Here is a 14837-nt window from a genome sequence, read left to right as displayed (position 1 = left end):
TAATGAATAGCGGAAAAAATTATAGTTTTCGACCTATGTTCACTTTGTTTAAAAGAAATTTCTTTTCAATTTTTGATTTAAGAAAAGATACTGATGTTGAATCTACACTAGAAGACGTTAAAGCTGGGATTGCAATGAGAGGGCAAACTGCTTGGGTTTTAATTTTTTCTATTTTAATTGCTTCTATAGGATTGAATATCAATTCTACAGCTGTAGAAATTGGAGCGATGCTTATTTCACCATTAATGGGCCCAATTGTCGGTATGGGGTTGTCATTAGGTATAAATGATATTGATTTTTTCAAGAAAGCTTTTAAGAACTTTGCAGTAATGATTTTTTTGTCATTGCTTACTTCAGCACTATTCTTTAGTATACCACTTTTTCAAGACGAAACACCAGAAATTTTAGCAAGAACTTTCCCAGACGTTAGAGATGTAATTATTGCATTTTCTGGAGGACTTGCTTTAATTATTGCTTTAACCAGAAGGGTGAAAATTTACAACTTAATTGCGGGAGTAGCAATTGCGACAGCTTTAATGCCGCCATTATGTACTGCGGGTTATGGTTTAGCTACTGCTAAATGGGATTTCTTTTTTGGGGCTATATTCCTGTTCTCTATAAATACTGTTTTTATTGCATCGGGTTCTTTTATAGTAATTCGATTGTTGAAATTTCCTTATGAAAAATATGCTAATTCTAAAGAAAGAAAAAGAATTTCTCGTTTTATGTCAATAGTTGCAATATGTGTTTTAATTCCAAGTTTTTATACTTTCTTTCAACTTTATAAAAAATCAGATTTTGAAAGAAAATCTGAAATTGTTTTAAATGATTTAACCAAAGAAAAGGGAATTGCAATTCTGGAAGTAGATAAAAATTTTCAAGAAAAAACAGTTTCTTTTTTTGTAGTGGGTACAATTTTAAACGAAGAAGATACTGAAAAGTTGCATTTAAAAATGAGTGAATTAGGGCATTCAGATATTCAATTTATTATAAGGCAAGATATAACCCAATTGAAAGCGATTGAAAAAATTGAGACTTTAGAGAAATTTTATTTGGCGACTCAGCAGCAGCTTTTACAAAAACAAGATGAGTTGAATCAGCTAAAACTGAAAGTTAAAACTGACAGTTTAAATGTTTTTTATTTTAATGAAATTTCGAATGAGATGAAAGCTTTCAATAAATCAATTCAAGATGTTACTTATATTGATAAATTAAAAACCGACTTTAATACAACAGATACTATTACTGAAGTATTAATTAAATGGGATAAAAAACTCAAAAAAGAAGTTGTGGATATAGAAAATGAGAAACTTCAAAATTGGTTGAAAGTAAAAACAAAAAAAGTAAATTTAATAGTTAAAACTAATCTTAACTAGCATCATCATCTAAATACATTTTTCGTACTCTTTTGAATAATTCTGAAGAATATACAAAATCAGTAACGGCTTCATTATCGGTTTTGAAAATCTCTTTATTAGAACCTTCCCATTCTAATAAGCCATTTTTAAGAAACGTAATTTTTTCACCAATTTCCATAACCGAATTCATGTCATGGGTATTAATAACGGTTGTAATGTTGTATTCTTTTGTGATTTCTTGAATTAAGTTGTCAATTACAATAGCTGTTTTTGGATCTAAACCAGAGTTAGGTTCGTCACAAAAAAGATATTTCGGATTATTTACAATTGCTCTTCCTATGGCAACACGCTTTTGCATTCCTCCTGATAATTCAGATGGTTTTTTTGCATGTGCATCAACTAGGTTTACTCTTTCAATAACAAAATCAACACGTTCTTTAATCTCTTGTGGAGTTTTGTTAGAAAACATTTTTAAAGGAAAACCTATGTTTTCTTCAACCGTCATGCTGTCAAACAAAGCACTTCCTTGGAAAACCATTCCTATTTCTGTTCTAAGCTCTCTTTTTTCGTCATCTGTTAAGTTAGAATAAATTCTGCCATCAAATTCAATAGTTCCAGTTTCAGGTGTGTGAATACCTAAAAGTGATTTTAAGAAAACTGTTTTACCAGAACCACTTTGGCCAATAATTAAATTGGTCTTACCGGCTTCAAAACGAGTGCTTATTCCTTTTAATACTTTTTGGTCACCAAAAGTTTTTTCTAATTTTTTAACTTCTATCATGCGCTTAAAAGTATTTGTGTTAAAATGTAATTCATTAAGATAATCACAACCGATGTCCAAACAAAAGAAACGGTACTGGCTTTACCTACTTCAAGCGCTCCACCTTTCATGTAAAACCCATGAAAAGAAGGTATTGTTGCTAAAATAATAGCAAATACAATGGTTTTAATAAATGCATAAACGATATGAAACGGAATAAAATCTACTTGTAAGCCGTTTATAAATTCATTGCTCGATGAAAATCCGCCGTAAACAGCTGCAATCCAACCACCAAATACACCTAAAAACATACTGATGCCTATTATAAAAGGATATAATAAAAGAGCAATTATTTTTGGAAAAACTAAATAGTTCAGTGAATTTACACCCATAACTTCAAGAGCATCAATTTGCTCGGTTACACGCATTGTTCCAATACTCGATGTAATAAAAGAACCCATTTTACCCGCCATAATGATGGAAATAAAAGTAGGAGCAAATTCTAATACTATTGATTGTCTTGTAGCAAAACCAATTAAGTATTTAGGAATTAAAGGATTGGTTAGGTTTAAAGCCGTTTGTATAGAAACAACTCCACCCACGAAAAAGGAAATAAATGCAACAATTCCTAACGAATCAATAATTAAATCATCAATTTCTTTTAAAATTAGTTGTTTCATTACGCTCCATTTAGTAGGTTTTTTAAAAACCTCTTTAAGCATAATAAAATATTTTCCTATTTGCGATAAATATCGAATGAGCATCATAATTTATAAATATAAGCGAAAATAAGAAGAACTTGCGAGTTATGTGTTATTAGAGATTGTATTTTTCAATATTCATATTCAATATAGTTATTAATTTAAAAGTTTAATTATGAAAAAAGCACCGTATAATTATTATACAGTGCCTTTTTAGAAATTAATAATCAATAATTTATTCTTTCTTTTTTAAATCAAATCTATAAATGATGTCTCCTCCAAAAAATAATCCAGAAGCAAACTCTGAATTTAATCTTGTTCTATCATCACCACCTAATTGAACTGTTAAAACTTGTACGCCAACTGTGTCGTCTGAGCTGTATAATCCATAGTCAGTAGTATCAAGTCCAACTTTCGCTCTTAACAACAATGCGTTGTCTAGCAAGCCATAAGAGGCATACATCGCAAGACGAATAGATTCTTCCTGTACATAAAATAATGAATTTGCTTCAGACATGTTATATGATTTTATCGAAGTAAGTAAATCAGAACCTACACTAAATTTGCTAGATAAAGCATAATTAATGTCCATTCTTATTGGCAATGTTGCATTTATGTATAATTTTTCGTTTTTAGATCTGTGCCAAAGTCCAATAATTGGCGTTAATGTTGTTCCAAAGTTTTCAGTAGAACTGTATAAACCAAATTTATATTTTAAATTCTCTTTAGCTTGATAATCAAGAATAGCTATTCCACCAAATTGAAAATCATTTGAGCCAATATTATTAAAATCAGAAGCAATTTTAGGTAAGAAAACATATGTTCCAGACCATTTTTCTGAATGTTGATATTTCACACCTAGGTTTAATCGAGTCATTGTTAAATTACTTCTGTCTGAAAAAGGTGTAAGATTTAATGCTGTGTTTTCGGCAGTAATTCCTGTAAGAACAACTAAATTTTCGTTAATTACAGATGGATAGTACAATTCAAAGTTTAAATTGTTAACACTAGTTTCATAATTGTCGTCAATATTTCCTAAAGTAGCGTTGTTGCTAGATAGTTTTACAATATCAACATAATCTTGCGCTTGTAATGAAACGCAAATAAAGAAAGCAAAATAGGTAAAGAAATTCTTTTTCATAATTTTATTTTTTCTAATTTTCTTCAATATTCCGAATAAAATTTGATTAAAAATTTTAAAAACTATTAAAAGAATTCATTGTTTATATAAACCATTTTTATGCTTAAGCTAAAATAGATAAAACATGATTTATATTTTTTAAATCAAAACAACTTCTCTTTCATTTTTTTCCAGCGATACTTTTTAATAAATTTCGCTTGTTCTTCAGTAACTAATAAACTAATATTTGAAGATTTTGCTTTCCAAAAACCTTTTAAATAATCTATAAACAATAAAGGTTTCTTTTTGCGTAAAGCCAATTTTAAAGAAGCAATAAAGGTAATGCTAAAACCATAGCCTAAACGATAAAAAGCTTCGCCTTGTTTGTAGCGTGATGCTTTGTTGTAGTTAGCTCCCGTAGGTTTTAAGTGTTTTACATGTAAACGTTTGTCGGTAACAACTTTCCAGTTATAAAACTTACATAATAGTTCGTCTACCGTGTCCCAACCCATAGCTGGTTTTAATCCACCAATTTGTTCAAAACACGCTTTTCTATAGGCTTTAAAAGCTCCTCTAATATGGTCTTTATCGGTTAGGTTTTCTAAAAGCCATTCTCCATTTTTTTCTATGTAGGCAAATCCACCAACCATTCCAATTTTTTCGTCAGACTGAAAATGTTGAATAATGGTTTCAAAATAATTTTTTGGGAAAATTAAATCGGCATCAGCCTTAACAATTATATCATAATTTTTATCAATCTGTTTTTCTCCTTCATGAAAAGCTTTAATTACCTTACTTCCGGGTAAATGCACCGCTTCTGATTGAATAGTAACGCTGGAGATAACATCTGGATAGTTTATGTAGTATTGGTCAATAATTTTTTGAGTATTATCTGTAGAATTATCATTAACAATAACAATTTTTTTGGGTAAAATCGTTTGTTTTACTAAAGAGTCTAATGTTAATCCAATAAATTGTTCCTCGTTATGCGCAGGAATGATAATTTGATAATTCATTTAATATAAAAGGTTGAAATAGTTAATGTAAATTTAAAATATTACTTTTGATTACTTATAATAATTTGTTTTTTTTATGAAAATTATTCTCTCAGGTTTATTTTTTTTCTCATTATGTTTAAATGCTCAAGATTTAACTAATGGACTCTTGATTAATTATGCTTTTGATAATAATTTTTTAGACTCTAGTATAAATCATAATGATGGTTTTGCAAACGGACCTGTTTTTACAACAGATAGGAATAGCAACATTAATAGCGCGGTGTATTTTGACGGTATAAATGATTATATTAATTTCCCAAACTCTAATGAATTAAAGCCTAGTTTACCTGTTTCATTCTCGTTTTGGATAAAGTATGATTCTAATTCATATCAAAATCAGGTAGTTTTTAACACTTCTTTTGAGCAAGATAGAAGTGCAGGAATATGGTTCAATTCGTCAAGTTCGTCAAACGGTTATGCTGTGAATTTTGGAAATGGAAATTATAATTTCATTTCATCAACAAGAAATACTTTTGTTGCAAATCAGTCTATATCTACCGCAAACTGGCAACATGTAGTTGTTGTAGTTAATTCTGTAAATAATATGCAGATTTATGTAGATTGTAATAATTTGAGCGGTAATTTTTCTGGATCTGCAACAGGTTTAGTTTATTCAAATGAGCCTGGAGTAATTGGCAGACACGATCGTGTTTTAAGTCAGCCTGAAGATTATTTTAAGGGCAGTTTAGATGAGTTTAAATATTGGAATAGGGCTTTAACTAATGCAGAAATAAATATTTTATGTTCTGCAACTTTATCTAATGATGACATTAGCTCGATGAGTAACGAAAATATATATGTTTATCCTAATCCTGCTTTTGATGAATTGAATTTTTCGACGGATATTAATTTTGAACAAGTTGAGATTTACAATTCAATTGGGCAATTAGTTTTAAAAAAATCGTTTTCTTCAATTATAAATATTAGTGAACTAAGTGAGGGTATATATTTTATTAAACTTTATAATTCTGATGATTCTCGTCAAATTATATTTTCTAAAAAATAATTTTGAATAAATCTGTTTTTGTAATAATTGTAACTTATAATGGAGCTAAATGGTTGAAAAAATGTTTTCAATCTTTGGAACAATCTCATTATGAAAATAACATCATAGTTGTAGATAATAATTCTTCAGACAATTCGGTTGAAATTATTCAATCGTTTCCAAAAATCCAATTGATTCAATCTGCCGATAATTTAGGTTTTGGAAAAGCCAATAATATTGGAATTCAAAAAGGATTAGAACTAGGTGCGGATTATGTTTTTTTATTGAATCAAGACACTTGGGTTTTTTCAGAAACGATTTCAAATTTAGTTGAGGTTGCAGAAACTAATGAACAATACGGAATTGTTAGTCCGCTTCATTATTCAGGTGATGAAATTCATCTTGATGCAAGTTTTGAAATGTATTGGAAAAGAAAAATAAAATCTATTTCAGAGAATGTAGATGAAGTTCCGTTTGTAAATGCTGCAGCTTGGTTAATTTCGAAAAGAGTTATTTTAGAAGTAGGGTATTTTGAGCCTATGTTTCAGCATTATGGTGAAGATAGAAATTATACAGACAGAATTTTATTTCATAAATATAAAACAGTTGTCGTTAAGAACTCTAAAATTTGTCACGATAGAATTATTACACGTAACTTTAAGAAAGACTGTAAGCAGGCAAAATTTAAAATTCAAGCAGAAGTTTTAAATGTAAACAACAATTTGATAGTTAGTTATCTAAAAGGATTCAAGTCGGTTTTAGGATTGCCTAAGTACTTTTTAAAGTTTTATTCGTTACCGAAAGTGTTTAATATGTTTTGCCAATTACTTGGTTATTTTATACTTTTAAAATTTCACTTTTTCACTATCTTTAAAGCTAGAAAAAGTTATAAATAATGCAAGAAAATAATTCACATAAACAAGCTTTTTGGTTTACCATAATTAATTATGTGGGAATTATTATTGGCGTTTTTTCAACAATATTTATTTATCCAAATGATAAAGAATTTTTAGGAATTGTGCGTTATGTAGACAGTATTGCTCAAATTTTATTTCCAATATTAGTTTTTGGTGGCGCTCAAGCTTTGATTCATTTTTATCCTGACTTATCTGAAGTGAATAGAAAGCAACTTTTTAAATATGGTATAAGAACCATATTAGGAATTAGTTCAATTGTATTGATTTTTTTATTCTTGGGTAATTACGTTATTACTTGGGACAATTATCATTATGTTTTCTATGCTTTTCCTATTGCTTTTTCACTAGCATTCGTTGAACTTTTTAAACGTCAAGCAACTAATTTACAGAAGTTATCTATTCCCACTTTTTTCGAAAAGATTATTCCTAAATTAGCTTTGCCATTTGTCTTTATCTTATTACTTTCGGGCTATTTTGATGTCATAAGTAGTTTAGTAGCGTTTATAAGTTCCTATTTTATTTTATTGATTTTACTTTCTGTTTATTTATTCAGACAATATAAAATCAATATGAATTTTGACTTTAGTTCATTGTTCAGTCAGATTTCTAAAAAGGATTATTATAAATACAGTTTTTATTCTTTTGTTGGTAGTTTTGGTTCTTTCTTCGCTTTTAGAGTTGACTCCTTTATGATACCTGAATTTCTTTCGTTCGAAGCAAATGGAACTTATTCTATTGGTGTGATGTTGGCTTCTGCACTGGCAATTCCGGCAACGGGAATGTACGCTATTTATGCGCCACAGGTTTCCTCATTAATCAAAAGCGGAAACATTAAATTATTGGGAGAAAAATATATTGAAACTTCTAAATTGCTGTTTTTTATTGGTGCCATTTTATTTGGCTGCATCGTTTTAGGAATTGATTCTTTGTTTCAAATGCTTCCTACATATGATAAATTGGTAGATTCTATTCCAATTATTATTATTTTAGGCGCAAATGTGTTGTTCAATATGGCAACAGGATTTAATTCTGAAATCATTTCGTATTCAAAATATTTTCGATTTAATATTATTTCGGTATTGGTTTTGGTAGTTATAAACGTAAGCTTAAATGTTTATTTCTTAACGAAAACAAATCTAGGAATTATGGGTGTTGCTTATGCTTCCTTAATTGCAATGACTTTGTTTAATAGCTTTAAACTCTATTTTATTTATTCAAAATTTGGAATACTTCCATTTGACAAAAAATACGCAAAATTATTTTTAATCATTTCAGTGATCACAATGGCAATTTATATGTTGCCAGAGTTTTCTAATCACTTAATGAATTTGTCTTTTAAAGTTTTATTGAATATTGCTTTAATCTTATTAATTACTTATAAATTAAAGCTGGTTTTTAGCTTGAATTTTTGGGCTGATAAGTTATTGGATAAAATTAATATTGGTAAACAAAAGCATTAATATTCATTCCTGCTCCTACAGAAGCGAAAATTAAATAATCACCTTTTTTAATAGATTGATTTTCAATTTCTCCTTTTATAAGTAAGTCGAAAAGTGTTGGAACGGTTGCTACACTAGAATTACCAAGTTTATGAATACTCATTGGCATAATTCCTTCTGGAACATCTTGATTGTGCAGTTTGTAAAAACGTTGTATGATAGCTTCATCCATTTTTTCATTTGCCTGATGAATCAATATTTTTTTTACCTGATTAATGTTAATGCCGCTTTTGTCTAAACAACTTTTCATTGCTAATGGTACATTTGTAAGAGCGAATTCGTAAATTTTGCGCCCGTACATTTTTATATAGCGAACATCAGAATCAAGGTTTTTATTAAACGATTCACCAAAATATAAATAATTAGCCTCTTCAAGAGCAAATGTTGCTGATTCATATGATAAAATTCCACCTTCATCAGAAGTAGCTTCCATGATTGTAGCTCCAGCTCCATCAGAATAAATCATGCTGTCTCTATCGTGAATGTCAACAACTCTAGATAAAGTTTCAGAACCAATTACAAGACATTTTTTTGCCATCCCTGCTTTGATATACGCCATAGCCTGAATTGTGCCTTCAACCCATCCTGGACAACCAAAAAGAATGTCGAAGCCTACGCATTTAGGGTTTTTAATTTCAAGTTTTTGTTTTACTCTTGAAGCTAAACTTGGAACTGTATCCGATTGTATTTTATTTTTAGAGATGTCACCATAATTATGTGCAAAAATGATGTAGTCTAAAGTTTCAGGGTCAATATTGGCGCTTTCAATTGCTCTTTTTGCAGCAATTACGGCCATGTCGGAATTGTTCATATCGTCTGAAGCATACCTTCTTTCTTGAATTCCCGTTATCTCAACAAATTTTCTAGCAATCACTTCGTTAGAAGCTTTGAAATTCGTTCCATCTTCATTTAAGAATTCGTGGTTAGAAAAATCTTCATTTGTTACCCTTAAAGAGGGAATGTAACTTCCTGAACCTGTGATTTTAATTTGCATTGTTGAGATTTTAATATGCTAAAATAACGATAATTAATTTAATGTCACACTAAAAAGAAGTATGCATGCATATTATTGTGAAATAGTTAAAATACTTTAGTTAAAAATATTAAAAACTGAATTAATTTTAAATTACTAAAACTTTATTTGCATTATTGTTGCCATACTCAGCGCTTGTGTTTTCATTTGTTCGGCAAACTGTCCTTTAAATTTTTCATCTATTGTTTGGTTAAGATAATTTAACCATACATCAAAGTGTTCCTTTTTTAAAGGTGATTTTTCATGAACATCTTTATGTATTTGAAACATATTGTTGGTGTATCCTCCTTTTAAAAATAAGGATTGCTCCCAAAAAGTAGCAAGTGTTTCAAAATGCTCTCCTAGGTGTTTATCTGTATTTGTAAACTTTGTAAAGAAAAAATTAACTTTATCATCTCCTAAAAGTTTGTCATAAAAAGCTCGCATTATCGATAAAATATCTTCCCTAGTTGCAATATCATTCATTTCTATAGTATTTTACTTCAAAGTTACTATAATAGTAATTGTTTAATCTGATATTTGTCATAAAAAGAAAGAGGTTTCAAATACAATTTGAAACCTCTTTACTATTTTTTATTCACTAAGTTCTTACATATATGCTTCAATAGGCGCGCAACTACAAACTAAATTTCTATCACCATACGTTTCATCTACACGACGAACACTTGGCCAGAATTTATTTTCAGTAACATACTCTAAAGGATAAGCGGCTTTCTCTCTTGTGTAAGGTAATATCCAAGTGTCAGCAGTTAGCATATTTAATGTGTGAGGTGCGTTTTTTAGAACGTTATTTGGTTCTTCAATTGTTGCAACTTCAATTTCTTTGCGTATCGAAATCATAGCATCACAAAAACGATCTAATTCTGCTACATCTTCTGATTCGGTTGGTTCAATCATTAAAGTTCCAGCTACAGGGAAAGAAACAGTTGGAGCGTGATAGCCATAATCCATTAAACGTTTTGCAATATCAGAAACTTCAATTCCTTTTTCTTTGAATGCTCTACAGTCTAAAATCATTTCGTGCGCAGCTCTTCCTTTTTCACCAACATACAAGATTGGATAATGATCTTCTAGACGTGCTTTCATGTAATTTGCATTCAGAATAGCATATTTGGTAGCATTTGTAATTCCTTCTGTACCTAACATACAAATGTATCCATAAGAAATTAAACAAACTAACGCAGAACCATAAGGTGCTCCTGAAATTGCAGTGATAGCTTTGTCTCCACCAACTTTTACTAATGGATTACTTGGTAAAAACGGAACTAGTTTTTCGTTTACACAAATTGGCCCAACGCCTGGTCCACCACCACCGTGAGGAATAGCAAATGTTTTGTGTAGGTTTAGGTGACAAACATCAGCTCCAATTGTAGCAGGATTTGTTAATCCAACTTGAGCATTCATATTTGCACCATCCATATATACCAAACCACCATTATCATGAATAATTTGTGTAATTTCCATAATAGCACTTTCAAAAACTCCATGAGTTGAAGGGTAAGTAACCATTAAACAAGATAATTCATCTTTATATTGAATTGCTTTTTCTCTAACATCTTCTACATCAATATTACCGTTTTCCATAGTTTTGGTTACGATAATTTTCATTCCAGCCATAGCAGCTGATGCGGGATTTGTTCCGTGAGCCGAAGCAGGAATTAAACAAATAGTTCTTTTTTCGTCTCCTCTTGATTGGTGGTAAGCACGAATGGTCATCAAGCCAGCATATTCACCTTGAGCACCAGAATTTGGTTGTAATGTAGTTCCAGCAAAACCAGTAATTACATTTAATTGATGCTCTAATTTTTTAAGCATTGTTGTGTAACCTTGCACTTGATCTAATGGAGCAAATGGATGAATGGTATTCCAATAAGGCATACTTAAAGGTAACATTTCAGCTGCTGCATTTAATTTCATAGTACAAGAACCTAAAGCAATCATTGAGTGAGTTAATGATAAATCTTTACGCTCTAATTTTTTGATATAACGCATTAAACTCGTTTCCGAATGATATTTGTTAAATACTTCGTGCGTTAAAAATTCCGATTTTCTGTTCAAGTGCATCGGATAATTATTTTCTAAAACATATTCAGAAACTTCAAAAGCTTCTTTTTCTAATGCTTCAGCGAAAATGGCAATTACTTCATTAATATCACTAAATAAAATCGTTTCATTTAAAGAAATTGAAATCGTTTCGTCGTCAATGTAGAAGAAATTAACTTCATTTTTTTCAGCAATTGTTCTTATTTTTTTAGCATCAGCTTTTACTACAATAGTATCAAAATAAGCAGTATTTGTTTGGTAAACTCCTAATTTATTTAAAGCATTAGCTAGAGTAGAAGCCATTCCATGTACTTTGTCAGCTATGTATTGCAACCCTTTTGGTCCATGATAAACTGCAAACATTCCTGCCATAACAGACAATAAGACTTGCGCTGTACAAATGTTAGAAGTTGCTTTTTCACGTTTAATATGTTGTTCACGTGTCTGTAATGCCATACGAAGAGCACGATTACCGTCAGCATCTTGTGAAACTCCGATGATCCTTCCCGGCATTGAACGTTTGTATTCTTCTTTAGTTGCAAAGTAAGCTGCGTGTGGTCCGCCATAACCCATTGGAATACCAAAACGTTGTGTCGTTCCTACGACTACAGCAGCTCCCATTTCTCCAGGAGGTGTTAATTTTACTAATGATAAAATATCGGCAGCGACAGCTACTTTTATTTCTTTATCGTTTGCTTTTTTTATGAAATCAGCATAATCATATACTTGACCGTATTTCCCTGGATACTGAAGTATTGCTCCAAAGTATTCTTCAGAAAAATTAAATTCTTGGTGATTTCCAATTACTAATTCAACGCCAATTGGAGTAGAACGTGTTTGTAAAACCGATAAAGTTTGAGGTAAAATTTCTTCTGAAACAAAGAACTTACAAATATTATTTTTCTTTTGGTCTCTTGTTCGAACATCAAACAATAAAGCCATTGCTTCAGCAGCAGCAGTACTTTCGTCTAACAATGATGCGTTAGCGATTTCCATTCCTGTTAATTCAATAACAGTAGTTTGGAAATTTAAAATAGCCTCTAAACGACCTTGAGCAATTTCTGCTTGATAAGGTGTGTAAGCTGTATACCAGCCTGGATTTTCAAAAATATTTCTTTGAATTGCAGGGGGTACTATTGTGGGGTGATATCCTAAACCAATATATGATTTAAAAACTTTATTTGTTCTTCCTAATAATCGAATATGATTTGCATATTCATACTCTGTCATAATATGTTCCAGTTCTAAAGGTTCTTTCAAACGAATGTCAGATGGAATTGTTTCGAATATTAATTGATCTAATGTTTCAACACCAATGGTTTCTAACATTTTTGGCAAATCGTTTTCTCTTGGTCCTAAGTGTCTTAAGGCAAATGAATCTGTTTTCATAATCAAATAGCTGTAGGTTTAATCAGTTGTGTATTTGTTTGGCAAAAGTAATTATTAATCTTGTAATAATTTTGATTTAAAAGGCTATTTTTTGTGATTTTATGAACTAAATCGCATTCTTATTAACACATTGCTTATTTTTGTTTCATGCGAATTTTTAAAACTATTCTCGACTTTTATATTGAAAGTAGCCTCCACGTTGCTTTAGCAGTTTATGCATTAATTCGCATTACTTTTTTTAAGTTAAACATTCCTTATGATGAACCGGTAGCTTATTTTGGTTTTTATGGAACTATTGTAGGTTATAATTTCATAAAATACGATGAACTAGCTAGAGTTAAAAAAATTGTACTGACATTAAAATTTAAGTACATTATAGCATTAAGTGTTTTCTCTTTTTTTGCTTCTATATTTTACTTTTTTCAACTATTTTTTTTGACTCAGCTAATTGGTGTTCTCGTACTTTTAATTACTGTTCTGTATACATTGCCTTTATTTCCTAAAATGGATAATATGCGAAATTGGAGTGGAATCAAAATTTATTTGGTCGCAATTGCATGGGTTGGAGTCACTGTTGTTTTACCTGTTGTAAATGGAGAAATAGATTTTACTTTCCAAATTGCTTTTAAATGTTTTCAACGGTTTTTATTTGTCTTTATATTGATGTTACTGTTTGAAATTATTGATCTACAATTTGATGCTGTTCCGTTAAAAACAATTCCACAACGGATGGGTGTTCAAAAAACAAAAATTAGTAGCTATTTATTAATCGTTTTCTTTTTGCTTTTAGAGTTTTTAATACCTAATTTTAATAGTATACAATTTGTCATTTCTTTTCTTGTTTCATTACTATTATTGTTTTTTACTTTTTATGCAAATTCTAATAGAGATAAATATTATACTTCTCTTTGGGTTGAGAGTGTTCCTTTCTTTTGGTTGGTTTTATTGTTGTTTTTCGGATAGTATTTTTAAACTTCTATTCCTTTCTAAAAGAAAATTTGTTAAGTATTTTTCCAAGACTATTTTGTCAAATAGTTTTCCGAAAATTCCAAAAGGAGTTTCATACATTAATTTATCTTCCATTATCGTTGTTCCATTTTCATGTGTAAAAGTGTGTTCGTGTTTAAAACTTTTAAAACTGCCTTTTATCATCTCATCCGTAAAATGATTTGGAAATTGCATTTGTGTTATTTTGCTTTGGTGCTGTAATTTTAAACCAAAATGTATTCCTTGCCAAGTTACTGTTTCATTCAACTCAATTAAACCTGAAGATATACCTGCAATTGCTTTTTCATTTGTTTTGCTTGCTGTCTTTATATGGACAGTTATATCCCTAGAATTATTAAATACTGTTTCAATAGGGGCTTTTATTTTAGTAATGAGATGGATGGTTGTCATGATGTTACTCTATAATTAAATTCTGATTTATTTTTTGAGACTCTTTTGCTTTTCTTTTTCCTCTAAAGAAGAAATATAAGTTTAAGAATAACATTACTCCTAGATAAATTGCAAATCCACCAACTTTATAACTTAAGTCTTCTATTAATTCTTGATAGGTGTTTTGATATAAGCTCATTTTTAGTATCATTAACGCCCACCCAATATTTAGTAAATAAAAGCCAGTTTCAAATAATTTATTTGTTGCAATTGCTATTTCTTCTCGTCCGTTAAAAATGTCGGTCATATAAACAATGCTATTTTTGAATAAGGTTTTGGACACGTAAATTGTTAGACTAATAACTATTGGTAAATAAATTGCATAACCGATTAAAATTTTTGAAGTTTCCATAATGTTGATTTTTAAATTAATTTTTTTACTTGTTTAGTTAAGAGTATAATATTGAAATAATGAAGTAAAGCAATGGCGCAAATTATAATTGCTGTTTTAAATGTTATGACTTCTAATAATTCAGTGTAAGTTGTTATTGTGTTCCACTGTACTAATGTTATGGCGCAATACCCTAGATTTATTAG

Annotated in this window: 14 protein-coding genes; 5 read left to right on the top strand and 9 right to left on the bottom strand. The window is 29.9% G+C overall.

What is annotated here, in order from left to right; all coding sequences use genetic code 11:
* Positions 1–2: 2 nt before the first annotated feature.
* A complete protein-coding gene (locus UXY25_RS03620) occupies positions 3–1376 on the top strand; it encodes a DUF389 domain-containing protein (RefSeq protein WP_320814635.1) in 1374 nt (457 codons plus the stop codon).
* On the opposite strand, the gene UXY25_RS03615 is transcribed toward UXY25_RS03620, so the two are convergent.
* From UXY25_RS03615 to UXY25_RS03600, 4 genes are all read right to left on the bottom strand, one after another.
* Entirely contained in the window at positions 1369–2139 is a 771-nt protein-coding gene (locus UXY25_RS03615) for an ABC transporter ATP-binding protein (protein ID WP_320814634.1), read from the bottom strand. The genes UXY25_RS03620 and UXY25_RS03615 overlap by 8 nt on opposite strands.
* A complete protein-coding gene (locus tag UXY25_RS03610) occupies positions 2136–2885 on the bottom strand; it encodes an ABC transporter permease (RefSeq protein WP_320814633.1) in 750 nt (249 codons plus the stop codon). Before UXY25_RS03610 ends, UXY25_RS03615 begins: the two co-directional genes overlap by 4 nt.
* A gap of 169 nt (positions 2886–3054) precedes the next feature.
* On the bottom strand, positions 3055–3960 hold the full coding sequence (locus UXY25_RS03605) for a DUF6268 family outer membrane beta-barrel protein (RefSeq protein ID WP_320814632.1): 906 nt from the start codon (positions 3958–3960) through the stop codon (positions 3055–3057).
* Between the two features lie 143 nt (positions 3961–4103).
* On the bottom strand, positions 4104–4955 hold the full coding sequence (locus UXY25_RS03600; RefSeq protein ID WP_320814631.1) for a glycosyltransferase family A protein: 852 nt from the start codon (positions 4953–4955) through the stop codon (positions 4104–4106).
* A 76-nt stretch (positions 4956–5031) separates the two neighbouring features.
* Here UXY25_RS03600 and UXY25_RS03595 point away from each other — a divergent pair, with 76 nt between their 5' ends.
* The 3 genes from UXY25_RS03595 to UXY25_RS03585 are packed head-to-tail and all read left to right on the top strand — an operon-like array spanning position 5032 to position 8359.
* A complete protein-coding gene (locus UXY25_RS03595; protein WP_320814630.1) occupies positions 5032–6003 on the top strand; it encodes a LamG-like jellyroll fold domain-containing protein in 972 nt (323 codons plus the stop codon).
* A gap of 2 nt (positions 6004–6005) precedes the next feature.
* A complete protein-coding gene (locus UXY25_RS03590; protein ID WP_320814629.1) occupies positions 6006–6878 on the top strand; it encodes a glycosyltransferase family 2 protein in 873 nt (290 codons plus the stop codon).
* Complete coding sequence (locus tag UXY25_RS03585) at positions 6878–8359, top strand: lipopolysaccharide biosynthesis protein (RefSeq protein ID WP_320814628.1); 1482 nt, start codon at positions 6878–6880, stop codon at positions 8357–8359. Before UXY25_RS03590 ends, UXY25_RS03585 begins: the two co-directional genes overlap by 1 nt.
* Here the strand turns inward: UXY25_RS03585 and UXY25_RS03580 are convergent.
* The 3 genes from UXY25_RS03580 to gcvP form a co-directional block, all read right to left on the bottom strand.
* Positions 8334–9392, bottom strand: coding sequence for a 3-oxoacyl-ACP synthase III family protein (locus UXY25_RS03580; RefSeq protein WP_320814627.1), 1059 nt, complete (start codon positions 9390–9392; stop codon positions 8334–8336). The genes UXY25_RS03585 and UXY25_RS03580 overlap by 26 nt on opposite strands.
* Before the next feature lie 135 nt (positions 9393–9527).
* The gene (locus UXY25_RS03575) at positions 9528–9896 is read right to left on the bottom strand and encodes a group III truncated hemoglobin (RefSeq protein WP_320814626.1); all 369 of its coding nucleotides are present in this window, start codon (positions 9894–9896) and stop codon (positions 9528–9530) included.
* Between the two features lie 123 nt (positions 9897–10019).
* Positions 10020–12863 carry an aminomethyl-transferring glycine dehydrogenase gene (gene gcvP / locus UXY25_RS03570; protein ID WP_320814625.1) on the bottom strand — a complete coding sequence of 948 codons (2844 nt, stop codon included), beginning with the start codon at positions 12861–12863 and terminating at the stop codon, positions 10020–10022.
* A gap of 147 nt (positions 12864–13010) precedes the next feature.
* Here gcvP and UXY25_RS03565 point away from each other — a divergent pair, with 147 nt between their 5' ends.
* Positions 13011–13826, top strand: a complete 816-nt coding sequence (locus UXY25_RS03565; RefSeq protein ID WP_320814624.1) for a hypothetical protein — start codon at positions 13011–13013, stop codon at positions 13824–13826.
* Here the strand turns inward: UXY25_RS03565 and UXY25_RS03560 are convergent.
* Complete coding sequence (locus UXY25_RS03560) at positions 13806–14261, bottom strand: SRPBCC family protein (protein ID WP_320814623.1); 456 nt, start codon at positions 14259–14261, stop codon at positions 13806–13808. The two genes, UXY25_RS03565 and UXY25_RS03560, sit on opposite strands and share 21 nt — an antisense overlap.
* A 4-nt stretch (positions 14262–14265) precedes the next feature.
* The gene (locus UXY25_RS03555; protein ID WP_320814622.1) at positions 14266–14652 is read right to left on the bottom strand and encodes a hypothetical protein; all 387 of its coding nucleotides are present in this window, start codon (positions 14650–14652) and stop codon (positions 14266–14268) included.
* Positions 14653–14837: the final 185 nt, after the last annotated feature.

Source organism: Flavobacterium sp., from assembly GCF_034111225.1.
In the GTDB taxonomy this organism is placed as follows: domain Bacteria; phylum Bacteroidota; class Bacteroidia; order Flavobacteriales; family Flavobacteriaceae; genus Flavobacterium.
This window is presented reverse-complemented; position numbering and strand designations above follow the sequence as displayed.